The sequence below is a fragment of the Streptomyces sp. NBC_00038 genome, from assembly GCF_026343635.1.
GTDB lineage: Bacteria > Actinomycetota > Actinomycetes > Streptomycetales > Streptomycetaceae > Streptomyces.
The window spans coordinates 9,268,927-9,292,794 of record NZ_JAPELQ010000001.1; the positions used below are offsets into that span (position 1 = coordinate 9,268,927).

Genomic DNA, 23,868 nt, shown 5'->3' on the forward strand with positions numbered 1-23,868 from the left:
CGGGTCTGGTCACGACCGGCCGTACCGGTCCCAAGGTGCCGCCCGTGTCAGGCCCCGCGCCCCCGCAGTCGCGGCGCCCACGTCTCCGCGCTGATCGCCGTGCCGTCCCGCTCCACGACTCCAGCCAACTCCCTTGCCCAGGCGCTCAGTTCACCGAGCCGCATCCCGTAGGGGTGTGCCCGGCCGGTAACCGAGGACCACTCCTCCACCGCCCCGGCACCGCGTCGCAGTAGCCGGGCGCCGCCCGTCGTGTTGCCCCTGGCCGCGTGTGTGAGTCCCACGGCGAGCTGGGCCAGCCCCCGCCACAGCGCGCGCTCCTCTTCCGGGCCCGCCTTCCAGGCGTCCTCGAAGACCTCGTGCGCGTGGAACGGTTTCCCGTCGTCCAGTAGGGCCTGCGCCTCGGCGACGGTCTCCTCGGGGCTGCGTACGAGGCCCTCCGGCTGCCGTTCCACACCGTCCGCGCCGTACGGCAGCGGCCGCCCCAGCCCGTCGCGCGGCCGTGCGTTCCGCGCCCGCCCGTCCGGGTCCCGGTCCCGCCCGTCGTCCTGCTGAACCTCAGATGTCCCGCTCATGAGTCGATTGTCGCGCGCCCCGAGCCCCTCACGGAGCAGCCCCCTGCGTGGGGTAAAGTTCTGTTCGCACGATCCCGCGGGTCACCGCGGGTGAAACGCACCGGGACGTGGCGCAGCTTGGTAGCGCACTTGACTGGGGGTCAAGGGGTCGCAGGTTCAAATCCTGTCGTCCCGACCAGCTTTATTGCAGGTCGGAGGCCGTTCTCTCGTTTACGGGAGGGCGGCTTTTCGGGTTCCTGGAGGGCTGGTGGTCGCACTGTGGTCGTAGGTCGGATGCAGGGCCGGTTCACGGTGGCGCAGAAGCCGGGCTGTGTGGGGGAGCGGAGCCGGTTGGGGGCTTCGCGGAGTCGTCGGCGACGACCCGGTCGAGGTGGCCCTCGGAGTCTGCCTGCGCGAGCGGAACGGTGAAGATCCATTCCCACGTGCCGTCGATCGTCCGCATCCGCAGCCACCGCCCCGTGCTCACTGACAAGAGTCGCCGGACAGGCCCTGGGCGCGGCCCAGTTGACAGTGCCGGGACGCCTCCGGGTTACCCGTGCCAGCGACCCACAGAACTCCCATTACCACAGGTCACAGGGCACACCTTCGTCGCCAAGGCACCCGCAGGCGTTCACCGATCCTTGGACCCATCTTCAAATGGGGGCACAAATTCCACACACCCCTCTCTTCAGACGGGCCCTGATGGTCTAGATTGACCGTGCTTCACATGCTGGGACACGAGGCGACAAATGATGATCTATTGGTCTGGCGCTACGAAGAGTCAACAGCCGCGTCTACGGCGCCAGACGTGAGGGTGATCAATTCTTGGAGCCCGAAAGGGCCTTTGGGTGCGGGGAGCACCCGAGGTTTCGACGGGTATCCGCGCACCTTGAGAGGCAGGCAGGACATGCGAGTCCGCTGCCGCCGGGGCGGGTTGTTCACATAGCGCTGAAGTAGCCGGAAAGCCATGCGCGGGGGGCGGGGGCCTCCCGAGGGAGGAACAGTGCGGCGCGGGAGGCGGGGGGCCTTCCGAGGGGAGGAAGCGTGCGGGAGGCGGGGGCCTCCCGGGGGGAGGAACGGTGTTAGTCGACCACGTCGTACCACTGGGGACCGGGGGGTTTCTGTGCGGCAGGGGGGAATAGTCGGCCCTTTTCCGTCGGCGCGCGAGCGTCTGGGGAATGGGGCGATCAGCCAGTCGGCGAACGACTGGGAGCATCGGTACCGCCGTACCGTGATCATGAGCGATACCGTGGCCACCGCCTTGGTGGTGGGGGGGATCGGCAACTTCTTCGGGGCCCGGGACGCGGCCAACTGGCACGAGAAGTGGGGAATTCTCGCCTTCTGCACCGAGCTCCTGGTGCTGGGAGCGTTGGCGGTGAGCCGGTCGTGGGCTCCGGCGGTGCTCGGCCAGGGAGCCGACGAATTCCGCAGGCTCGGACGCGCACTGTTCACGGCGACCGTCGTACTGGCACTCGGCGGGATAGCCCTCACCTCGCGCAACATCAAGCTCTGGATCTTCGTCGCGATCCCTGCGATCGCGCTCGTCACCATGACCGCCCGGTATCTGCTCCGCCTCCGGCTGCACAGACAGCGGAAGGCAGGACAGTGCCTGAGACCGGTGCTCGCCGCCGGGAGCCCGGCCACCGTGCGCGACCTGATCAACCGAACCCGCAAGTTCCCGCACCTCGGCTGGCGCGTGGACGCGGTGTGCACGACGGACGGCCTCGGGCTCGACGAGGACCAACTGGACGGAGTGCCGGTCGTCGGCCGACTCGCGGACGTCGCGGGCCACGTCCGCCGCGACGGCTACCGTGTCGTCGCCGTCACCTCGGACCCGTACTGGTCACCGCACCGGCTGCAACGGCTGGCCTGGAACCTCGAAGGCAGCGACGCCGAGATGATCGTGGCCCCCGTGCTGATGGAGGTGGCCGGCCCGCGGCTGCACGTCGACGCGGTGCTCGGCATTCCGTTGCTGCGGGTCAGCATGCCGACCTTCACCGGGGGCCGCCGGGCGATCAAAGGGGTCGTCGACTGGATGGGCGCGGCGATCCTGCTGCTGCTGTTCGCGCCGCTGATGGTGTCGGTCGCGCTGCTCGTGCTGATGGACAGCCGGGGCGGGGCGTTCTACCGCCAGCGCAGGGTCGGCAAGAAGGGCCGCGAGTTCACCATTCTCAAGTTCCGCACCATGGCCGCCGGGGCTCACGGGGCACGTGGCGAGCTGGCCGGCCGCAACGAGGGCGCGGGGCTGCTGTTCAAGCTCCGCCGGGATCCGCGGGTGACCCGGGTGGGAGCAGTGCTCCGCCGGTACTCGATCGACGAGCTCCCGCAGCTTTTCAACGTACTCACCGGATCGATGTCGCTCGTCGGTCCGCGGCCTCCGCTGCCGGAGGAGTCCGCCGCCTACGGCCCGGACATCAGGCGGCGGTTGCTGGTCAAGCCCGGGCTCACCGGCCTGTGGCAGATCAGCGGACGCAGCGACCTGCCGTGGGAGGAGGCGGTCCGCCTCGACCTGCGGTACGTGGAGGACTGGTCGCTCGCCCTGGACGCAGTGATCTTGTGGAAGACGCTGCGTGCGGTGCTCCACGGGCAGGGGGCCTATTGATGCGCGGGGGTTGTCGTTCGGTGCGGGGGCGGACCGCAGGCCGGAAGGGCCTGCCTGGGGGGAGGGACGAATCATGAAGGTCAGCGTTTTCGGGCTCGGCTATGTGGGCTGTGTGTCGGCCGCGTGCCTGGCCAGCATGGGTCACGAGGTCATCGGGGTGGACGTGAACCAGGTGAAGGTCGACCTGGTCAACGACGGCAAGGCCCCGGTGGTCGAGGAGCGGATCGGCGAACTCATCGCCGAGGTCGTGCGGACCGGAGCGCTACGCGCTACCGACGACGTCCGCGAGGCGATCATGGGCAGCGAGGTGTCGCTGGTCTGCGTGGGCACGCCTTCGGAGCCCAACGGCAGCCTGTGCACCACGTATCTGGAGCGGGTCACCGAGCAGATCGGCGCCGCGCTGGCCGAGCGGGGCGGGCGGCATACCGTCGTGTTCCGCAGCACCATGCTCCCGGGCACCTGCCTGAACCTGCTGGTACCGATCCTGGAGAAGTACGTCGGCGGCATGGCCGGGGCGGACTTGGGGGTCGCGGTCAACCCGGAGTTCCTGCGCGAGGGCACGAGCGTGCGGGACTTCTTCGACCCGCCCAAAACCGTCATCGGCGAATTCGACCCGGCAAGCGGCGACGCGGTGCTGGCCCTGTACGACGGCGTGCCCGGCGAGGTGTTCCGGGTGCCGATCCCGACGGCCGAGGCGATCAAGTATGCGGACAACGCGTTCCACGGCCTCAAGATCGGCTTCGCGAACGAGCTGGGCGCGGTGTGCCAGGCGCTCGGGGTGGACTCGCACCAGGTGATGGACGTGTTCCTGGCCGACCGCAAGCTGAACGTCAGCCCCGCCTACCTGCGGCCCGGCTTCGCCTTCGGTGGCTCCTGCCTGCCCAAGGACCTGCGCAGCCTGGTCCACGCGGCGCAGCGGGCCGACATCTCGGTGCCCATCCTCGCCCACGTGCTGCCCTCCAACTCCGCACATCTGCAACGCGCGGTGGAGCTGGTCGAGCGCACCGGCAAGCGCCGGGTGGGCCTGTTCGGGTTGTCCTTCAAACCCGGCACCGACGACCTGCGTGAGAGCCCACTCGTCGAACTGGCGGAGAGACTCTTCGGCAAGGGCTACGACCTGAAGATCTACGACGCCAACGTGAGCCTTTCCCGGCTGCTCGGCGCGAACCGCGAGTACATCGAGACCCGGCTGCCGCACCTCGGGCAGCTGCTCGCGGAGTCCGTCGACGAGGTGCTCGAGCACGCCGAGGTGTGCCTCGTCGGGACCAGGGATCCGGCCGTGCTTTCGGCGCTGCCCCATGGCGACGGCCCGGTGATCGTCGACCTCATCCACCTTCCCGACGCCGAGGCGCGGCGGGCCGAACCGGGGTACGTGGGCCTTGCTTGGTGACAGATCGATCGATGACACAGCCGGCGGCGACCGGCCGGGCCGGCGCGCGCTGATCCTGGTGGAGAACCTGTCGGTGCCGTTCGACCGGCGGGTGTGGCAGGAGTGCACGACGCTGCGCGACGCGGGCTGGGAGGTGCACGTCATCTGCCCCCGGGGGGAGAAGCGGGACACGGAGCCGGAGGCGGTGATCGACGGGGTGCGGATCCACCGCTACCCGTTGCGCGCGGCCACCGGAGGACCGGCCGGCTACCTGCGGGAGTACGGATCGGCGTTGTGGCACACGGCCCGGCTGGCCCGCAAGGTCGGCCCGGTCGACGTGGTCCACGCCTGCAACCCGCCCGACCTGCTGTTCCTGCCGGCGCTGTGGCTGAAGCGGCGCGGCGCGCGGTTCGTCTTCGACCAGCACGACCTGGTACCCGAGTTGTACCTCTCCCGGTTCGACCGCGGCGAGGACCTGCTCTACCGCGCCGTGTGCGCGCTGGAACGGCGGACCTACCGGGCCGCGGACGTCGTGCTCGCCACGAACGAGAGCTACCGGGACGTCGCGACAGGCCGTGGCGGTCAACGCCCTGAGGACGTCTTCGTGGTGCGCAGCGCGCCCCAGACCGACCGGTTCCAACCGGTGCCGCCCGAGCCGGAGTTGAAGCGCGGCAAGCCTCATCTGCTGTGCTACCTAGGCGTCATGGGCCCGCAGGACGGCGTCGACTACGCCTTGCGCGCCCTCGCGAAGCTGCGCGACGAGTTCGGGCGGACCGACTGGCATGCGGTGTTCGTCGGCTCCGGCGACGCCTACGACGAGATGGTGGAGCTGTCCCGGCGGCTCGGTCTCTCCGAGCAGGTGCAGTTCACCGGGCGCATTCCGGACGCCGATCTGGTGCGCTACCTGTCCACCGCGGACGTGTGCCTTTCTCCCGACCCGCGCAATCCGCTCAACGACGTGTCGACCATGAACAAGGTCCTGGAGTACATGGCGATGGGCCGGCCCATCGTCTCGTTCGACCTCCGGGAGGCGCGTGTCTCCGCCGGTGACGCCGCCCTCTACGCGCCCGCCAACGACGAGGCCGAATTCGCCAAGCTCATCGCGCTGCTCCTGGACGATCCGGAGAAGCGGGCCCGGATGGGCGAGATCGGCCAGGAGCGGATCAGCGGAGAGCTTTCCTGGCGGAACTCGCAAGCGTCGCTGCTCGCCGCCTACGCCGCTGCGTGCCGTGACCACACTCCGGTGTCGGCGGGCGACCCGGTACGCACAGGGAAGAGGCAGCACCATTGAGCGATGACACGATCCGCCTGGTCACGATCGGGCGGATTCTCCGTCGACGGTGGCGGCTGCTCGCCGTCCTCGCCGTGGTGGGCGCGCTCGTCGGCTACGGCGCCTCGGTGGTGTTCCCGCCGCGATACACGACGTCGGCATCGGTACTGCTGCCAGGGCAGTGGGAAGAGCGCGAACTGCTGACCCAGGTGGACATCGTGACCAGTTCGACAGTGGTCGACCGCGCGGCCGCCGCTCTCGACTGGAGCGGAGTCAGCGGCACCGAGCTGCGGGATCAAGTGAGCGCAAAGGCCGCCGACGGGAACATCATCAAGATCTCAGGTACGGCCGGCACCCCGGAGCGCGCACAGCAGCTCTCCGACCGGATTGCCCAGCAATTCGTCAAGTTCGCCGCGGAGATCGCAGGCGGCAGCACCGACCCCGACGCGGCCACCGGGACAGAGGCGCTGCGGCAGCAGGTGGCGGAGACCAACCGCCGCATCACCGACCTGGCCAATGCGGCCGATCCGGGGCAGACCGTGGAGAGCGTGCAGGCCCGCACCGAACTCGAGAAGTTGCGCACCTCGCTGGAAGAGGCCATGACGAAGCTGGACGACGCCGACCTGGCGACCAACAAGGCCGGCATGGTCGTCATGGGGTCGGCGGTCCGGCCGACCGGCGAGGCGCCGCCGACGAGGGTGCAGCTCGTCGTCGCCGGGGCGCTGTTGTTCTTCCTGTTCGCGGTGATCGGCCATCTCGTCGCCGCACGGGTGAATCGCCGACTGCGCACCGAACGGGAGATCGCCGGCGCGCTGGGCTCGGCGCTCCTCGGCACCGTCGACGTGCCCGATGAACGGAGTGCGCACCGGCCGGAAGGCAGGGGCCCACGAGCCCGGATCCGCCGACTCCTCGGCGTCGACACGCGGTGGGACGTACCGGCCCCGCAGAAGTCCGGCGACGAGGCCGGCAGACGGCTCCGCTACCGGCGGGTGTGCGCTCGCCTGAGGGACCGACTGCCGGGCGCCCGGCGGCTCCTGGTCGTCGTACCGGACGGCGACGAGATCGCCCGCCGGGCCGCCGGGCAACTCGTCGCCGAGGCCGAGGGCGATCCGCTGCTGCGGGTGGTGGAGGTTTCGGTGGACCGGCCGATGGTGCCGGACCGCGACACGGAGGCCGGTGCCCTGGTCGTCCTCAGCGCGGGCAGTTGGACCGCGGAGGAGCTCGCCGGCATCGCCGAGGCGTGTGCGGACGGCGGGCACGAGGTCGTCGGCATCGTCGTCGCGGGCACGGTCCTGGCCAGTCCGACGACGCGGTCTGCCGGCCGACTTCCGGACAACGCCACTGCCGCGCTCGCGGCTCGCGGCCAAGCGACGGGAGGTTCAGCGTGACGACGAGCACGACTTCGGAGTCGCCGGCCGCCACACCGCTTTTCGACCTGCAGGCACTGGTGGTGGCGGTGCGCAGGCGCCGCCGACTCTGGTACTCCATGGCGCTGTTGGGACTGCTGGTCGGCGCGGCGGTGGCGGTCCTGCTGCCGCCCCCACCGAGCGCGGTGACCAAGGTGCTGGTCGCGCACGCGGAGGACCAGCCGAACGACACCGGGACGCTGATGCGCACCGACGTCGCGGTGCTGGGGACCACGCGGATCGCCGACAAGGCCCTGCAGGCCCTCAAGTCCCCGGAGAAGCCGGAAGACTTCATGCGGGACTACCGGGGCACCGGCTTGACCAACAACCTGCTGCAGATCGATGTGACAGGGGACAGCAACGCGGAAGCGGTGGCCCGGGCCAAGGCGCTGGCCGATGCGTTCATCGCGGACCATGTGAGGCGGATGCGGGAAATCGCGGAGGCCGAGTCCAAGGCCCTCATCGACCAGCGTGACCGCATGCGGGACGAGCTTGCCCAGGTCAACGAGGAGATCGGAGGCCGATCGCCGGAGAGCGACCCGACGGCGTCGGCGAGCATCGAGTCGCTCTTCGCCCGCCGGGCCGAACTCAACTCGCGCATCGCCGAATTCGACCAGCGTGCCGCCGAGGCGCGCACCGGCACGCCCAAGGTCATCGCCGGTACGCAGATCGTGGACGCCCCGCGCGCGGTGCGGCACTCCCTGCCCAAGGCCCTTGCCACCGACGCCGCGATCGGGCTCTTCCTCGGGCTCTTCCTCGGGCTCGCGCTGGCCGCGGTCGGAGTGGTCGTGGCGGACCGCCCCGTGTTGCGCCGGGACATCGCGGCGAATCTGGGCGCCTCGGTCATCGCGGAGCTGCCCCGCCGGTCGGGGAAGCTGTGGCGGCGCCGACGGACCCGGGCGGCACGCGAACGGCTCACCGCGACCCTGGCCCGCACCGTGCGCGGCTCCGCGGAACCGGTGTCGCTGCTGGAACTGGGCTGCGCACGCAGTACGAGCGTGATCGCCCTGAACCTCGCCGGGGCACTCGTGGCTGAGGAACCCGTGGTGATCATCGACGGTCTGCCCGGCCCGCAGCTCGCCAAGCGCCGCCAGAAGTCAGGGGGCCCCACCGTGGTCAGCGGCGAGCGTGCCGCGGCCGTGCCGCATCAGGAGCGCCGGATCGGCGTCGGCTCGGTCGCGCCCGGCACCGCGTGGACCGACCTCCAGTACCTCGGCAGCCAGACCGTGCTGGTCGTGCGTGCCGGGCACGGCAGCGCCGAATGGCTGCACACCGTGGCACGGCAGCTCGCGGACCAGCGGATTCCGGTGATCGGTGTGGTGCTGATCGACCCCGATCCGCGCGACCGGACCGACGGCACCCTGTGGGACGGGCTGCACACCGCGCTGCGCGGCCGGAGCGAGCGGCCGGCCCAGCAGAACGGGACGGGCCGGCCGCAGACGGAGCGGCTGCCGGTGTGGGCCGCGCGCGGCCCGGACAACGACCAGGAAGCGCGGTAGGACATGTGTGGCATCGCAGGCACTTACCGATGGCCGGACGGGAAGGTCGTGACCGACCGGCTCACCGATACCCTCGCCCACCGCGGTCCGGACGGGGCGGGCCGGTACGGCCACCCCGTCGGTGACGGCGAAGTGCAGCTCGGGCACCGCCGGTTGGCCATCATCGACCTGTCCGAGACCGGCGCCCAGCCGATGGTCTCGGACGGCCTCGCCCTCACGTACAACGGCGAGCTGTACAACGCGCCCGAGCTGCGTGCCGAGCTGGCAGCCGCCGGGGTGCGCTTCCGCGGTACGTCCGACACCGAGGTGCTCCTGGAGGCCTGGCGGCACTGGGGCACGGACTGCCTGCCCCGGCTGCGCGGCATGTTCGCGTTCGGGATCTTCGACGAGCGAACCGGTGAACTGGTGCTCGCCCGCGACCAGTTGGGCATCAAGCCGCTGTTCCTGCTCCGGCGCGGCGAGGGCCTGGTGTTCGCCTCCGAGCTCAAGGCGCTCGCCGCCGCGACCGGCGGGTCCCTTGAGGTGGACCATGCGGCGCTGGTGGCCTCGCTGCTGTACTACTGGGTGCCGGACTCACGCTGTGCCTACCGCGAAGCGGAGAAGCTGCCGCCGGGAAGCTGGATCCGGTTCCGGCCCGACGGCCGGGTGGAGCGCGGCCGGTACTGGAACCTGAAGGACGTCGCCGCCGAGGGCCAGGAGCGGGCCCGCAGCGGCGAGCAGCCGGACCTGGCCGCCATCGTCGAGGAGTCGACCCGGCGCCACCTGCTCTCCGACGTACCCGTGGCGACCTTCCTCTCCGGCGGCCTCGACTCCAGCTGGCTGACCGCGCTGGCGGCCCGCGACCGACCCGGGATCTCCGCCTACACGATCGGGTTCCGCGCCGAGGACGCCAAGTTCGAGGCGATGCCGGACGACCTGCGCTATGCCCGGCAGGTGGCCGAGCGGTTCGGCGTCGACCTGCACGAGATCGAGATAGCCCCGAACGTGCTCGACCTGCTGCCGCAGATGACGCACCACCTGGACGAGCCGATCGGCGACCCCGCCGCGATCAACACCTTTCTGATCTGCGAGGCCGCCCGGGAGGCCGGCGTCAAGGTGATGCTCTCGGGGATGGGCGCCGACGAGCTGTTCGCCGGTTACCGCAAGCACCTGGCCAACCTGCTCGCGCTGCGCTACCAGCGCGTTCCGCGGCCCCTGCGGCGCGGACTGTCCGCGGCCGTCGACCGGCTGCCGGTCGCCACGGCCCGCCGCGGCTACCGGTCGGTGCGCTTCGCGAAGCGGTTCCTCTCCTTCGCCGACCTGCCGGAGGAGACCGCCTTCCGGCGCAGCTACACCATGTACGACCAGGACGAGCTGCTCGCCCTGGTCAGTCCGGACCTGGCCGGGACGGTCGACGACGTGCTGACCGAGCACGCGGACATCTACGAGGACAACGACCTCGACGACTTCGTCAACCGCATGTGCCTGGGCGACGCCCGGATGTTCCTGCCGGGCCTGAACCTCGCCTACACGGACCGGTCGAGCATGGCCGCCTCGACCGAGGTGCGGGTGCCGTACGTGGACGTCGAGGTGGTCAAGGCGGCGTTCGCCGTGCCCGGTGATCGCAAGATCGTCGGACGGCAGGGCAAGGCCGTCCTCAAGGAGGCGGCCACCTCGATCCTGCCCCGGGAGATCGTGTACCGGCCCAAGGGCCTGTTCAGCGCCCCGCTGCGTGCCTGGATGAGCCGGGATCTGGCACCGCTGGTGCGCGAGGTGGTGAACGACGGCGTGCTCGTCAATTCCGGGATCCTGCGCCGCGACGCGCTGGCGCGGATGGTCGCCGAGGACGCCGCCGGGCAGCGGGACTTCTCCAAGCATCTGTGGCATGTGCTGACCCTCGAGTACTGGTATCGCGGCGCGACCTCTGGCTCCGGCCAGAGCCGGGCGGCTTGACGGCGTGGAATCAAGAGGAGCTCGAGTGAAACAGGTTGTGCAGAACTACAAGAGTGGCGAGCTGGCGCTGCTCGACGTACCGGTGCCGGGGTGCAAGCCGGGCGGTGTTCTGGTCCGCAGCGCCTACTCGCTGATATCCACCGGTACCGAGCTCATGAAGGTGTCCGAGGCCGGCATGTCGATGGTGGGCAAGGCCCGCTCACGGCCGGACCAGGTGGCCAAGGTCATGCAGAGCGTGGCCACCAACGGGGTGCCCGCCACCTACCGCAAGGTGATGGGCAAGCTGGACTCCTACACGCCGCTGGGCTACTCGCTGTGCGGGGTGGTCGAGCAGGTCGGCGCCGGGATCGACGATGTGAAGGTCGGCGACCTCGTGGCCTGCGCCGGCAATGAGCACGCGCTGCACGCCGAGTTGAACTGGGTGCCGAAGAACCTCTACGCCCCGGTGCCGGACGGCCTCGCGGCGCGGCACGCGGCCTTCGGCACCGTCGGGTCGATCGCGATGCAGGGCGTCCGCCAGGGCGAGCCGCAGCTCGGTGAGGTGGCCCTTGTCATCGGCCTCGGCCTGATCGGGCAGCTGGTCGTGCAGCTTCTGGTCGCCGCGGGGGTCCGTGTCGTCGGGGCCGACCCCGACCCGGTGCGCTGCGAGCTCGCCGAGCGCCTGGGCGCCGCGGCCTGCGGGGATCCCGCGTCCGCTGCCGTCGAGGCCGCCGTCGCCGAACTCACCGGCGGCCACGGCGTGGACCAGGTGTACCTGGCCGCAGGCGGCGGCAGCAACCAGCCCGTCGAGCTGGCCGCCCGGCTCTGCAGGGACCGCGGCCGGGTCGTCGACATCGGCAAGTGCCGCCTGGACCTCCCGTGGAACGCGTACTACGAGAAGGAGCTCGACGTCCGGTTCTCCCGCAGTTACGGCCCCGGGCGCTACGACCCGGCGTACGAGCTGGAGGGGCGGGACTACCCGATCGGCTACGTGCGCTGGACCGAGCGCCGCAACCTGGCGTGCTTCCTCGATCTCCTCGCCCGCGGCCGCGTCGACGTGGAGCCGTTGGTCTCCCACATCGCCGACTTCGACGACGCCGTCGAGACGTACCAGAGCCTGAAGGACGGCGACCTGAAGGCCGTGGCTGTGCTGTTCCGGTACCCCGAACAGGCGGAGGAGAAGGGGGAATCGGAGGCCCCGGCGCTGGCCGTGCCCGCGGTGCGACGCAACGGCGGAGCGCCCGCCCCGGCCCGGTCCGCCCAGGCGCCGGTGCGGCTGGCCTTCGTAGGCGCGGGAAACTACGCGACGTCGATGCTGCTGCCGCACCTGGCACAGCGCGACGGCGTCGAGCTGTCGACAGTCGTCACCACGACGGCACTGTCCGCGGCCAACGCGCAGCGGAAGTTCGGCTTCGCCGACGCGACCACCGATCTCGACTCCGTGCTCGGCGACAAGTCCATCGACGCGGTGTTCGTGGTCACCCGGCACAGCTCGCACGCCGAACTGACCCGAAGGGCACTGCTCGCGGGCAAGACGGTGTTCGTGGAAAAGCCCCTGGCCCTCACCGAGGACGAGCTGGCCGGCGTACTCGCGGCGGTGGAGGAGTCCGGCAACGACCGGCTGCAGGTGGGCTTCAACCGCCGGTTCGCGCCGCTGCTGCAGGAGGCCAGGAAGCGGTTCGGCGCCCGGACCGGTCCGGCTAGCCTCCGCTACCTGGTCAACGCGGGCAAGCTGCAGCACGGCAGCTGGTACCTCCAACAGGGTTCCGAGGGCTCGCGGTTCGCCGGTGAGGGCGGACACTTCATCGACACGGCGAGCTGGCTGCTCGACGCCGACCCGGTCTCGGTGTACGCGACAGCCGCGCCCGGCAACGAGGACCTCCAGGTCGTCCTGCGGTACCCGGACGGGTCCACCGCCGCCATCAGCTACGTCACCACCGGCGCGCCCGGCTTCCCGAAGGAGACGCTGGACCTCGTCGCGGACGGCAAGGTGCTGCGGCTCGACGACTTCGTTCGTGCCTCGGTCTACGGCCGTAAGAAGTGGGTCAGTTCGCGCCTCCCCAAGGCCCGGGACAAGGGCCAGAACGCCGAACTGGCCGCGTTCATCAAGGCCGTGCGGACCGGCGGGCCGATGCCGGTGCCGCTGGAGTCGCTGGTCGCCACCACCGCTGCCACCCTCGCCGTGCAGGCCGGCCTGGCCGGCGGCGCGCCGGTGACGTTGGCGAGGCCATGATGACCATGAGCGCGGGCTGGTACCTGCGGCGGCTGTCCCGGATGGGGCCGCAGGAGGTCGGCGGCCGGGTGAGCGACGCCGTGCGCAGGCGGCGTTGGCGGTCGGCGCAGCCGGACTGCCCGAGCGTGACCGGCGCCCGGTTCACCGCGGTACTGCCCGCCGGGACGATCGCCGCGATACCTCCGGACGCCGCGAAACGTCTCATCGCCGAGGCGGACCGGCTGATGGACGGGCACGCCGAGTTCTTCGGGGTGGTCCGCGACGACCTGACCGATCCGGACTGGTGGTGCGACCCGAAGACCGGGCGCCGCGCCCCGGGGGGCTACGCCTTCGACGTGCCGTACCGGAACGAGGACGCGGTCGGGGACATCAAGCAGATCTGGGAGCCGTCCCGGCACCAGTACCTCACCGTGCTCGCCGCCGCCTACGCGATCACCGGGAACGAGCGGTACGCCGAGCGCGTGGCCGAGCACCTGCGGTCGTGGTGGGCGGCCAACCCACCGCTGCGCGGCGTGCACTGGATCAGCGGCATCGAGCTGGGCATCCGGCTGCTGTCCTGGGTGTGGATCCGCCGGCTGCTCGACGGCTGGCCGGGCGCGGCCGGGCTCTTCGAGGGCAACCCGGTGGCGCTGAACCAGATCTGGCACCACCAGCGCTGGCTGGCCGCCTTCCCCAGCCGGGGGTCTTCGGCGAACAACCACGTCATCGCCGAGACCGCCGGGCAGTTCGCAGCGGCCTGCGCGTTCGGGTGGTTCCCCTCCTCCGCGCGATGGAGGTCCGGCGCGCTGCGGTCGCTGGAGCGGCACCTGCGCGGCAACACCTTCGACTCCGGCCTCAACCGCGAGCTGGCCACCGAGTACCACGGACTCGTGCTGGAACTCGGCCTGGCCGCCGTGGCCGAGGCGGATGCCGCCGACGTACCGGTCCCCGCGTCGATCCGGCTGGTGCTGCTGCGGATGACCGACGCGCTCGCGGCCGTCGTGGACAACCGGCTGCGGCCGCCGCGCCAGGGGGACGCGGACGACGGGCACGGTCTGATCGTGGACGGCGCGGGCACCGACCGCTGGGCCTCGCTCCTTGCCACCGGGGACGCCGTGTTCGGCCGGCTCGCCTGGTGGCCGGCGGTGACCGGCACCGATGTGCGCACCCCGCTCCTTGCCGCGCTCATCCGGCCGTACTCGAAGAACGGAACCGCACCGGCCGCGACCCGCCCGGCAAGCCGACCGGCCCACTTCGCCGACGCGGGCATGACCATCCTGCGCGGTCCGGAGGAGATCTGGTGCCGCTGCGACGGTGGTCCGCACGGCTTCCTGTCCATCGCCGCTCATGCCCACGCGGACGCGCTGTCCGTGGAGGTCCGGCACGACGGGGTCGACGTGCTCGCCGACCCGGGGACGTTCTGCTACCACGGGCAACCCGAGTGGCGGCAGTACTTCCGGTCGACGCTCGGCCACAACACCCTGCAGCTGGACGGCAGTGACCAGTCCGTCTCCGGCGGCCCGTTCCTGTGGACCCGGCATGCCCGCAGCCGCGTCCTGGCCGCGGACACATCGGACGAAAGTGTGGCCCGCTGGTGCGCCGAGCACGACGGCTACCAGAGCTCCGTGCACCGCCGCCGGGTGGAACTGACGCCCGCAGCCCAGGAGTTGAGGGTGGTCGACGAGGTGCGCGGCCCGCGCCGGGCCGTGCAGCTGGCGTTCCACCTCGGCCCGGCGATCGCCGCGGACCTGGTGGACAACCGGGCCCGGCTCACCTGGACCCGGGACGGCGAGGGGCGCTCCGCGGTGCTCGACCTGCCCGGCCGGCTGAGCTGGCGGGCCCATCGGGGCGAGAGTGAACCGCCGCTGGGCTGGTACTCCGCGGGCTTCGGGCGCAAGGAACCCACCACAACGCTGGTCGGCACCGGATTCGCCGACGGCGCGGAGGGGTTCATCACCGTACTCAGGTTCCGCGGCTAGGGGGGCAGGTGGGGATCAAGAGGCGGCAATGGGCGTTGGCGGCGGCACCGCTGGCGCTGGTCCTGCTGTCCGCGACCGGCTGCACGAGCACGCCGGACGCCTCGGCGAAGCCGGCCGGTACGGCGTCCACGTCCACGTCCGGTGTGCCGTCCACGAACGTGGCCCGGGCGTGCGCCAAGCCCGCCGCCGGTCCGGCAAAGGCGCCGGCGGGCGCGGTGACGGTCGACCCCTCGGTGGTCGGTGACCTGGCGGCGAAGACCAAGAGCAACCCCCCGAACACCACGTTCTGGCTCCGACCGGGCAAGCACAGGCTCGACCCGGACCGCTACGCCCAGGTCATCCCCAAGGAGGGGGACCGCTACATCGGTGCGCCGGGCGCGGTGCTCGACGGCGGGAAGAAGAACCAGTACGCGTTCGGCGGCACCGCCCCCGACGTCACCATCCGCTACCTGACCGTGCAGCGTTTCGTCGCGCCGCACGACGAGGGCGTGGTCAACCACGACTCGGCCGACGGGTGGGTGATCGAGCACGCGACGATCCAGTACAACTCCGCCGCCGGGCTGATGGCCGGTGCCCGCCAGCAGGTCCGCGCCAGCTGCCTGCGTGGCAACGGCCAGTACGGCATGAACGCGTACCAGGCCAAAGGCGGTATCACCGGCCTGGTGGTCGAAGGCAACGAGATCGTGGGCAACAACACCGGCGACTGGGAGCGGCGTCGGGAGGGCTGCGGCTGCACCGGAGGCATCAAGTTCTGGGCAGTCAACGGCGCCGACATACGCGGCAACTGGGTGCACGACAACCGCGGAACCGGCTTGTGGGCGGACACCAACAACAACGACTTCCGCATCGAGAACAACGTGATCGAGGACAACGACGGTGCCGCGCTGATCTACGAGACCAGCTACAACGCGGTCATCCGGAAGAACACGATCCGGCGGAACAACTGGGTCGAGGGCCGCGGGGAGGCCGACCGCGGCGACAACTTCCCGTACGCCACCATCTACCTGTCCGAGTCCGGCGGCGAACCACGGATCCGAGCCCGTACGGACAAGCTCGAGGTCTACGGGAACGTGCTGGAGAACAACTGGTCGGGGATCACCCTGTGGGAGAACGCCGACCGGTTCTGCAACAGCCCGGCCAACACCTCCTCCGGTGACTGCACCCTGCTGGTGCCGGACACCGACCGCTGCGCGACGCCGGAGATCACCAAGCCACCGCTCTACGCCGACTGCCGGTGGAAGACCCAGCGGGTGGACATCCACGACAACCGCTTCGAGCTGGACAAGTCCGTCGTCAAGTGCACGGTGATGTGCGACCGAATGGCGGTCCTCGCCAACTACGGCACCTATCCGGACTGGTCGCCGTACAAGGGCGAGCGGGTGGCTGAGGCGATCACCACCGAGCAGCACAACCGCTGGCACGACAACGTCTACCTCGGACCATGGAAGTTCGTCGCCCAGGACCAGAGCCGGGTGTTCGACTTCGCGCAGTGGCAGGGCGCGCCGTACCAGCAGGACGCGGGCAGCACCCTCGACCAACGGGCCGGTGGTTGAGATGGGTGTGGACCTGCGGCGCGGTGGGCTGCCGGGCGGACCGGACACGGCGGGCACGCGGCCCGGCGCCCAACCGCGCCCTGCCGGCACGCCGAAGATCGTCGGGATCGTCTGGGGGCTGCTGGTCCTCAACACACTCGGCTCCGCCGGGGCGAAGACCATCATCCCGCTGCCCCGCTCCCTCATCCAGATGGTCACCATGGGCGCGCTGGTCGCCGCGTTCGCGCTGGCGCTCGCGGTCAATCTCCGGCTGCGCATCCGAGCCGGCGCCTTCCTGTTCCTGCTCACTCTGCTGCTGGTGCCGAGCGTGATCTCCAGCGTGAACCTGGAGTCGGGGTTCGGCGCGCTGTTCCGCTGCGCCCGGCTGGCTCTCTTCGTCGGCACGCTGTGGCTGCTCAGCCGCTGGTGGGACGGCAGCCTGACGTTCGTCCGGCACCACATCCGGATGTACTTCGCGGTGCTCGGATCGGTGGCCGTCGGCCTGGTCGTCTCACCGGGCGCGGCACTGCCGGACCTCTACGGCGGACGCCTTGTCGGCGCGTTGTGGCCGCTCACCCCGCCGCAGATCGGACAGTACGCCGCGGTGATCATCGGGCTCACCGTGCTGCTCGTAGTGGGCCGGCGGATCGACAGGGCCGGCGCGGCGGTGGTCATCGTGCCGTCACTCGTCCTGCTCGCGCTGACCCATACCCGGACGGCCACGCTCGGCCTGCTCATCGGGCTGGCGTTGGCGATCGGCTCGCTCATCCTGACCAGCGCCGCCGCCCGCCGGTTCTTCACCTGGGCGGTGCTGTGCGCCACGGTGGCCGCGGTGGGGTTCAGTTCCGCGCTTCAGGCGTGGTTCCTGCGCGGGCAGAGCCAGGAGAACTTCTCCAACCTCACCGGTCGGGCCAAGGTCTGGAACGCCCTGCTGACAGCGCCCAGGACGACCGCGGAGAAGGTGTTCGGCATGGGCCTGGGCGACAAGTCGTTCGGCGGACTGCCGATCGACAACAGCTGGCTGGCCGTCTACCAGGAACAGGGTCTGATCGGGGTCTCCCTGGTGGCGGCGATCATCATCGTCCTTGGCGGTGTCGCGTTGCTGCGGCCACCGTCGCTGCAGAGGGCCTGCGCGGTCTTCCTGATCAGCTACTGCGCGATCGCGTCGTACACCGAGGCCGGCCTTGGCGACGCCTCGCCGTATCTGCTGCATCTGGCCCTGGCCGCCTCGCTCCTCGCGGCACCCGCCCCGGCAACTCCGTTCCCGACGCCCGCAATCCCTCGACGACGCATCCCGCGATGGGCTCAGAGATCGGAGGTGACCTGACATGCACGTCCTCGTGGTGCACAACCGCTACGCCTCGGCGCAGCCGAGCGGGGAGAACAAGGTCGTCGACCAGGAGGTGGAACTGCTGCGCGCGGCCGGCCACCGGGTCGAGCTGTTCGAGCGGCGCAGCGACGACATCGGGGCCCGGTCCCTGCTCGGCAAGGTTGCGGTGCCGCTCCTGGTGCCATGGAACCCGGCGGTCCGCACGGAACTTGCCGCCCGGCTCCGCGCCGAGCGACCGGACGTGGTGCACGTCCACAACGTCTTCCCGCTGCTGTCGCCCGCGGTCCTTGCCGCCTGCGCCGACGTCGGCGTGCCCGTCGTCGCCACGCTGCACAACTACACCCAGGTCTGCCCGCCCGGCACGCTGCAGCGGGACGGCCGGCCGTGCACCGAGTGCGTCGGGAAGACGCCGCTGCCCGCCGTCCGGCACGGCTGCTACCGGAACTCCCGCCTTGCGACGGTGCCGCTCGCGGTCAGCCTGTCGGTCAACCGGCGGCGGTGGTGGTCCGGCGTGGAGCGGTTCTTCTGCATCTCCGCGGCGCAGCGCGACGTTCTGGTGCGGTCCGGCATGCCGGCCGAGCGGCTGGCGGTGAAGCACAACTTCGTGCCGGAGCCGGGCACTTGCCGAACGGGAGACGGCGAGCATCTGCTCTATCTCGGCCGGCTCGCGGAGGCCAAGGGCGTGCGGCTGCTCATGACCGCGTGGGACGAGATCGCAGCGAGCGGCGGCCTGGGCGTGCCGCTCGTGATCGCGGGCACGGGGCCGCTGGAGGGAGAGGTGACCGCCTGGGCGGCGGGCCGGGACGACGTGCGGTACGTCGGCCTGTACGACACGGCCCAGTGCCGTCGGGCGATCGCGCGGTCGGTCGCCGTGGTGGCTCCCTCGACGTGGCTGGAGGCGTTCGGCCTGGTGGTGGTCGAGGCGATGGCGGCAGGGGTGCCGACCGTCGCCGCCGGCCACGGCGCCTTCGTCGAACTCGTCGAGGACGGGGTGACCGGGTTGCTGCACCGGCCGGGCGAGCCCGCCTCGCTCGCGTCCTGCATACGCCGGATCGCGGCCGAGCCTGCCCGCAACCGGGAGATGGGCCAGGCGGCCCGACGCCGTTACGAGCAGGGTTTCAGCCCGGCCGTCGGCCTGGAGCGCCTGGTGGAGGGGTACCGCACCGCGATCGCGGTGCGGTCCGGCGGCGGGGACAGTGCGCCGCCGATAGGAACGGAATCAATGGGGGGCAGTAAATGACACGTTGCCGACTGTGCGGCTCGGCGACGCTGGCGAGCGTCGTAGATCTGGGGGCGACCCCGCCGTGCGAGAGCTTTCTCGCCGCGGACCAACTGGACCTGCCGGAACCGGCGTACCCGCTGCACCTGCGGGTCTGCACCGACTGCTGGCTGGCGCAGATCCCGCCGCTGATCACGCCGGAGGAGACGTTCAAGGAGTACGCGTACTTCTCCTCGTTCTCGACCTCCTGGGTGGAGCACGCGCGCACGTTCGTCGACGGCGCCGTACAGCGGGTGGGGCTCGGCCCCGACGCCTTCGTGGTCGAGGTCGCGAGCAACGACGGATACCTGCTGAAGCACGTGGTGGACCGGGGGATCCGCTGCCTCGGCGTCGAGCCGTCGGTGAACGTCGGGGCAGCGGCGAGGGACGCGGGTGTGCCCACGCTCACGGAGTTCCTGAGCCCGGAGACCGGCGTCGCCGTCCGCGAGGAGCACGGCCCGGCGAACCTGGTCGTGGCCAACAACGTGTACGCGCACATCCCCGACGTCGTCGGCTTCACCCAGGGGCTGCGCGCCCTGGTCGCCGACGACGGCTGGGTCTCCATCGAGGTGCAGCACCTGCTGACCCTCATCGAGGAGAACCAGTACGACACGATCTACCACGAGCACTTCCAGTACTACACGGTCGCCTCCGCGAGCCGGGCCCTGGCGAGCGGCGGACTCACGCTCGTGGACGTCGAGTTGCTGCCCACGCACGGCGGCTCCATCCGGCTGTGGGCCCGGCCGGCCGAGGTGGCCGGCGAGCCGACCGGGCGGGTGGCCGACGTCCTTGACCGGGAGAAGGCCGCCGGGCTTCAGGAACTCTCCGGGTACACCGAGTTCTCCGCCCGGGTGGCCAAGGTGCGCCGGGACCTCCTGAAGTTCCTCATCGAGGCGGCCGAGCGCGGCGAGACGGTCGTGGGCTACGGCGCCCCGGGCAAGGGCAACACCCTGCTCAACCACTGCGGCATCCGGCCCGACCTGCTTCCGTACACGGTCGACCGCAACCCCTACAAGCACGGCAGGTTCACCCCGGGCACCCGCATCCCGATCCTGCCGCCCGAGCAGATAGCCGCCGACAAACCGGACTACGTCCTCGTCCTGCCGTGGAACCTGCGGGCCGAGCTGGCCGAGCAGTTGTCCTTCGTGCACGACTGGGGCGGCCGCCTGGTCTTTCCCATCCCGGAACTGAGCATTGTCGAGGTGAAGTCATGAAGGTCGTTCTGTTCTGCGGCGGTTACGGGATGCGGATGCGCAACGGAACCGCCGACGACGTGCCCAAGCCGATGGCCATGGTCGGCCCGAGACCGCTGATCTGGCACGTCATGCGCTACTACGCGCACTTCGGGCACACGGAGTTCATCCTGTGCCTCGGGTACGGTGCTCACCACATCAAGGACTTCTTCCTCAACTACGAGGAGACGACGTCCAACGACTTCGTGCTGCGGGGCGGGCGGACCGAGCTGCTGTCCACCGACATCTCGGACTGGACGATCACGTTCGCGCAGACCGGCATCGAGTCACCGATCGGGGAGCGGCTGCGCCGGGTGCGGCACCACCTGGACGGCGACGAGATGTTCCTCGCCAACTACGCCGACGTGCTCACCGACGCCCCGCTGCCGGAGATGATCGAGAAGTTCGCCCTGCGTGACGCCGGTGCGTCGATGATGGTGGTGCCGCCGCAGTCCTCGTTCCACTGCGTGGAGTTGGGCGAGGACGGCCTCGTAGGGGGCATCACCGCGGTGAGCGAACTGCCGCTGTGGGAGAACGGCGGCTACTTCGTGCTCCGCCAGGAGGTCTTCGACCACATACCGGAGAACGGGGACCTGGTCGCCGACGGATGCGCCCAACTGGCCAAGCAGGGCAGGCTGGTGGCCCATCAGCACCGCGGCTTCTGGAAGCCGACGGACACCGTGAAGGAGCGGGCCGCGCTCGACGAGGCCTACGCCCGGGGCGACCGGCCGTGGGCGGTATGGGAACGCGACAACGCCGGGGTGCGCGCGTGATCCGGCTCGGTGCCGGGCGCCTGGACCGGATCGTCGTGGTGGGCGCGCACTGCGACGACATCGCCATCGGCGCCGGCGGCACCCTGCTGACGATGTGCCTGGCGCGGCCGGGTGTCCGTGTCGACGCACTGGTTCTCTCCGGCGGTGGCAGCGAGCGGGAGCAGGAGGAACAGGCCGCGCTCGCCGCCTTCTGCCCGGGTGCCGACCTGCGGCTGACCGTGCACAAGCTGCCGGACGGCCGACTGCCCGTGCACTGGGACGAGGCCAAGGCCGCGGTCGAGGAACTGCGCGAGCGGACCGAGCCGGATCTCGTGCTGGCCCCGCGTACCGACGACGCGCACCAGGATCACCGCGGCCTGGCGAAGCTGATCCCCACCGCGTTCCGCGACTACCTCGTGCTCGGCTACGAGATCGTCAAGTGGGACGGCGATCTCGGCCGTATGACGGCGTACCAGCCGCTGTCGCCGGAGATCGCCGAACAGAAGGTGCGGCTGCTCCAGGAGCACTACCCCTCGCAGCGGCACCGGCCCTGGTACGACCGGGAGGCCTTCCTCGGTCTCGCACGGATCCGCGGGATCGAATGCCACGCCCGCTACGCCGAGGCGTTCGCGGTCACCAAACTCACGCTCAATCTGGGGGACTGAACTTTGCGCGTACTGCTGACCGGACACCAGGGTTACTTGGGCACCGTGATGGCCCCGATCCTCGCGGCCGCCGGGCACGAGGTCGTCGGCCTTGACGCCGGCCTGTTCGCCGACTGCGTGCTGGGCGAGCCGCCCGCGGACCCGCCGGGGCATCGGGTGGACCTGCGTGACGTCACGGCCGAACACGTGGCCGGGGTGGACGCCGTGATCCACCTGGCCGCACTGTCCAACGACCCGCTGGGATCGCTGGCGCCGGAGCTCACCTACGACATCAACCACCACTCGTCCGTACGCCTTGCCCGGCTGGCCCGCGACGCCGGAGTGCGGCGCTTCCTGTACGCGTCGACCTGCTCCGTCTACGGAGCCGCCGGCGACAGCGGCCTGGTGGCCGAGGACGCCCCGCTGCGCCCGGTGACGCCGTACGCGGAGTCCAAGGTGCGGGTGGAGGACGACCTGCACGCGCTGGCCGACGGCGACTTCACCCCGGTGTTCATGCGCAACGCCACCGCCTTCGGCTACTCGCCCCGGCTGCGCGCCGACATCGTGCTGAACAACCTGGTGGGTCACGCGCTCCTGTCCGGAGAGGTGTTGGTGCTCTCCGACGGCACCCCCTGGCGCCCGCTGGTGCACGCCGGCGACATCGCGCGCGCCTTCACGGCCGCGCTGACCGCGCCACGCGAGGCGGTGCACGACCAGGCGTTCAACATCGGCAGCGAGATCAACAACGTCACGGTCGCCGAGATCGCCGACCAGGTCGCCGAGGCGGTGTCCGGCGCGAAGGTGGTGATCACCGGGGAGGCCGGTGCCGATCCGCGGTCGTACCGGGTGGACTTCTCCCGGTTCCGCGCCGCGATCCCCGGCTTCGACTGCGAGTGGACGGTGAAGCAGGGCGCGCTCGAACTCGCCGACGCCTACCGTAAGTTCGGGCTGACCCACGAGGACTTCGAGCGGCGCTTCACGCGCCTTGCCGTGCTGCGCGCGGCGACCGAGGCCGGCACCGTCGACGACACCCTGCGGTGGCGCCGATGACCAAGGCCGGTGAAGAGATGTACGCCCTGGTGGAGCGGCTGTATCCGCTGTGCCGGAGCATCACAGGCGACGGTGTGCGCGCCACCCTGGACATCGTCGGCGAGTACATCCCGCTGCAGGTGCACGAGGTGCCGACCGGGACTCAAGTGCTCGACTGGACGGTGCCGCAGGAGTGGAACATCCGGGACGCGTACATCGCCGACACCGCCGGGAACCGGGTCGTCGACTTCGCCGCGTCCAGCCTGCACGTGCTCGGCTACAGCGTGCCGGTGTCGGCGACCATGCCCCTGTCCGAGCTGCGCGAACACATGCACACCCTGCCGGACCACCCGAGCTGGGTGCCGTACCGCACCAGCTACTACAAGCCGGAGTGGGGGTTCTGCCTGGCCCAGGAGACCCTGGACGCGCTGCCGGACGGCGACTACGAGGTCCACATCGACTCCACACTCGCGGACGGTCACCTCACCTACGCCGAGCACGTGGTCCCCGGACAGGTGGCCGACGAGGTGATCGTCTCCTGCCACACCTGCCACCCGTCGCTGGCCAACGACAACCTCGCAGGCATCGCGGTGGCGACGTTCCTCGCCCGGGAGCTGGCGGAGCAGACGCCGTACTACACCTACCGGTTCATCTACGCGCCCGGCACCATCGGGGCGATCACCTGGCTGGCCCGCAACGCGGAGCGGGTGGAACGGGTCAAGCACGGCCTGGTGCTCGCCTGCGCCGGCGACCCGGGCCAACTGACGTACAAGCAGAGCAGGCGCGGCGACGCGGAGATCGATCAGGTGATGCGGCACGTCCTTGCCGCATCCGAACGCCCGCACCACGTCAACGAGTTCACTCCGTACGGCTACGACGAGCGGCAGTACTGCTCGCCCGGGTTCAACCTCGGCGTGGGCTCGCTCACCCGGACCCCGTACGCCGGCTACCCCGAGTACCACACCTCGGCGGACAACCTGGACTTCGTCTCCCCGGAGGCGATGGCGGACACCCTCGCCGTCTGCCGCGAGGCGTCGGCCGTCCTCGACCGCAACCGGCGGTACCTCAACCTCAGCCCCTACGGCGAACCACAGCTGGGGCGGCGCGGGTTGTACGACGCGCTCGGCGGCCGCAGCGACACCAAGCAGGCCCAGATGGCCATGCTCTGGGTGCTCAACCTGTCCGACGGCGAGCACAGTCTGCTGGACGTCGCCGAGCGGTCCGGGCTGCCGTTCGAGACCGTCGCCGCCGCGGCCGACGCCCTGGGCGCCGCCGGGCTGATCAAGGCATGA

At 70.8% G+C, this 23,868-nt stretch carries 18 protein-coding genes and 1 tRNA gene; 17 read left to right on the plus strand and 2 right to left on the minus strand.

The window, feature by feature from the left end:
• Positions 1-47: 47 nt before the first annotated feature.
• On the minus strand, positions 48-572 hold the full coding sequence (locus OG219_RS41520; RefSeq protein ID WP_266835658.1) for a DUF309 domain-containing protein: 525 nt from the start codon (positions 570-572) through the stop codon (positions 48-50).
• Between the two features lie 101 nt (positions 573-673).
• Between OG219_RS41520 and OG219_RS41525 the strand changes: the two genes are divergently transcribed.
• A tRNA-Pro gene (locus tag OG219_RS41525) sits at positions 674-750 on the plus strand.
• Between the two features lie 108 nt (positions 751-858).
• On the opposite strand, the gene OG219_RS41530 is transcribed toward OG219_RS41525, so the two are convergent.
• Positions 859-1,038 (minus strand): hypothetical protein, encoded by a 180-nt coding sequence (locus OG219_RS41530; protein ID WP_266835660.1) that lies wholly within the window; start codon positions 1,036-1,038, stop codon positions 859-861.
• A 636-nt stretch (positions 1,039-1,674) separates the two neighbouring features.
• On the opposite strand from OG219_RS41530, the gene OG219_RS41535 reads away from it, so the two are divergent.
• The 16 genes from OG219_RS41535 (at position 1,675) to OG219_RS41610 (ending at position 23,868) form a co-directional block, all read left to right on the plus strand.
• Positions 1,675-3,153 (plus strand): sugar transferase, encoded by a 1,479-nt coding sequence (locus OG219_RS41535; protein ID WP_266835662.1) that lies wholly within the window; start codon positions 1,675-1,677, stop codon positions 3,151-3,153.
• 73 nt (positions 3,154-3,226) lie between these two features.
• The gene (locus OG219_RS41540; RefSeq protein ID WP_266835664.1) at positions 3,227-4,543 is read left to right on the plus strand and encodes a nucleotide sugar dehydrogenase; all 1,317 of its coding nucleotides are present in this window, start codon (positions 3,227-3,229) and stop codon (positions 4,541-4,543) included.
• Positions 4,533-5,813 (plus strand): glycosyltransferase family 4 protein, encoded by a 1,281-nt coding sequence (locus OG219_RS41545; RefSeq protein WP_266835666.1) that lies wholly within the window; start codon positions 4,533-4,535, stop codon positions 5,811-5,813. The genes OG219_RS41540 and OG219_RS41545 overlap by 11 nt, the downstream gene beginning before the upstream one ends.
• Positions 5,810-7,180: a Wzz/FepE/Etk N-terminal domain-containing protein gene (locus OG219_RS41550; protein WP_266835668.1), complete on the plus strand. Its 1,371-nt coding sequence runs from the start codon at positions 5,810-5,812 to the stop codon at positions 7,178-7,180. Before OG219_RS41545 ends, OG219_RS41550 begins: the two co-directional genes overlap by 4 nt.
• Entirely contained in the window at positions 7,177-8,697 is a 1,521-nt protein-coding gene (locus OG219_RS41555) for a Wzz/FepE/Etk N-terminal domain-containing protein (RefSeq protein ID WP_266835669.1), read from the plus strand. The genes OG219_RS41550 and OG219_RS41555 overlap by 4 nt, the downstream gene beginning before the upstream one ends.
• 3 nt (positions 8,698-8,700) lie before the next feature.
• Complete coding sequence (gene asnB / locus OG219_RS41560) at positions 8,701-10,629, plus strand: asparagine synthase (glutamine-hydrolyzing) (protein WP_266835670.1); 1,929 nt, start codon at positions 8,701-8,703, stop codon at positions 10,627-10,629.
• A gap of 25 nt (positions 10,630-10,654) precedes the next feature.
• Positions 10,655-12,841 carry a bi-domain-containing oxidoreductase gene (locus OG219_RS41565; protein WP_266835671.1) on the plus strand — a complete coding sequence of 729 codons (2,187 nt, stop codon included), beginning with the start codon at positions 10,655-10,657 and terminating at the stop codon, positions 12,839-12,841.
• The gene (locus tag OG219_RS41570; protein ID WP_266836414.1) at positions 12,841-14,799 is read left to right on the plus strand and encodes an alginate lyase family protein; all 1,959 of its coding nucleotides are present in this window, start codon (positions 12,841-12,843) and stop codon (positions 14,797-14,799) included. The genes OG219_RS41565 and OG219_RS41570 overlap by 1 nt, the downstream gene beginning before the upstream one ends.
• An 8-nt stretch (positions 14,800-14,807) precedes the next feature.
• Positions 14,808-16,352, plus strand: coding sequence for a right-handed parallel beta-helix repeat-containing protein (locus OG219_RS41575; protein WP_266835672.1), 1,545 nt, complete (start codon positions 14,808-14,810; stop codon positions 16,350-16,352).
• Position 16,353: 1 nt separating this feature from the next.
• Positions 16,354-17,658 (plus strand): O-antigen ligase domain-containing protein, encoded by a 1,305-nt coding sequence (locus OG219_RS41580; protein WP_266836415.1) that lies wholly within the window; start codon positions 16,354-16,356, stop codon positions 17,656-17,658.
• Between the two features lies 1 nt (position 17,659).
• A complete protein-coding gene (locus tag OG219_RS41585; protein ID WP_266835673.1) occupies positions 17,660-18,901 on the plus strand; it encodes a glycosyltransferase in 1,242 nt (413 codons plus the stop codon).
• Positions 18,898-20,133 carry a class I SAM-dependent methyltransferase gene (locus OG219_RS41590; protein WP_266835674.1) on the plus strand — a complete coding sequence of 412 codons (1,236 nt, stop codon included), beginning with the start codon at positions 18,898-18,900 and terminating at the stop codon, positions 20,131-20,133. Before OG219_RS41585 ends, OG219_RS41590 begins: the two co-directional genes overlap by 4 nt.
• Complete coding sequence (locus OG219_RS41595; protein WP_266835675.1) at positions 20,130-20,924, plus strand: glucose-1-phosphate cytidylyltransferase; 795 nt, start codon at positions 20,130-20,132, stop codon at positions 20,922-20,924. Before OG219_RS41590 ends, OG219_RS41595 begins: the two co-directional genes overlap by 4 nt.
• Entirely contained in the window at positions 20,921-21,568 is a 648-nt protein-coding gene (locus OG219_RS41600) for a PIG-L deacetylase family protein (RefSeq protein ID WP_266835676.1), read from the plus strand. Before OG219_RS41595 ends, OG219_RS41600 begins: the two co-directional genes overlap by 4 nt.
• A gap of 3 nt (positions 21,569-21,571) precedes the next feature.
• Complete coding sequence (locus OG219_RS41605) at positions 21,572-22,597, plus strand: NAD(P)-dependent oxidoreductase (protein WP_266835677.1); 1,026 nt, start codon at positions 21,572-21,574, stop codon at positions 22,595-22,597.
• Positions 22,594-23,868, plus strand: a complete 1,275-nt coding sequence (locus tag OG219_RS41610) for a DUF4910 domain-containing protein (protein WP_266835678.1) — start codon at positions 22,594-22,596, stop codon at positions 23,866-23,868. Before OG219_RS41605 ends, OG219_RS41610 begins: the two co-directional genes overlap by 4 nt.

Bases quoted from the DNA above. Each gene is read 5' to 3' on its own strand.
- OG219_RS41590 (WP_266835674.1), top strand. From the start codon at position 18,898: ATGACACGTTGCCGACTGTGCGGCTCGGCGACGCTGGCGAGCGTCGTA.
- OG219_RS41520 (WP_266835658.1), bottom strand. From the start codon at position 572: ATGAGCGGGACATCTGAGGTTCAGCAGGACGACGGGCGGGACCGGGAC.
- OG219_RS41580 (WP_266836415.1), top strand. From the start codon at position 16,354: ATGGGTGTGGACCTGCGGCGCGGTGGGCTGCCGGGCGGACCGGACACG.
- OG219_RS41595 (WP_266835675.1), top strand. From the start codon at position 20,130: ATGAAGGTCGTTCTGTTCTGCGGCGGTTACGGGATGCGGATGCGCAAC.
- OG219_RS41610 (WP_266835678.1), top strand. From the start codon at position 22,594: ATGACCAAGGCCGGTGAAGAGATGTACGCCCTGGTGGAGCGGCTGTAT.
- asnB (WP_266835670.1), top strand. From the start codon at position 8,701: ATGTGTGGCATCGCAGGCACTTACCGATGGCCGGACGGGAAGGTCGTG.
- OG219_RS41540 (WP_266835664.1), top strand. From the start codon at position 3,227: ATGAAGGTCAGCGTTTTCGGGCTCGGCTATGTGGGCTGTGTGTCGGCC.
- OG219_RS41570 (WP_266836414.1), top strand. From the start codon at position 12,841: ATGACCATGAGCGCGGGCTGGTACCTGCGGCGGCTGTCCCGGATGGGG.
- OG219_RS41585 (WP_266835673.1), top strand. From the start codon at position 17,660: ATGCACGTCCTCGTGGTGCACAACCGCTACGCCTCGGCGCAGCCGAGC.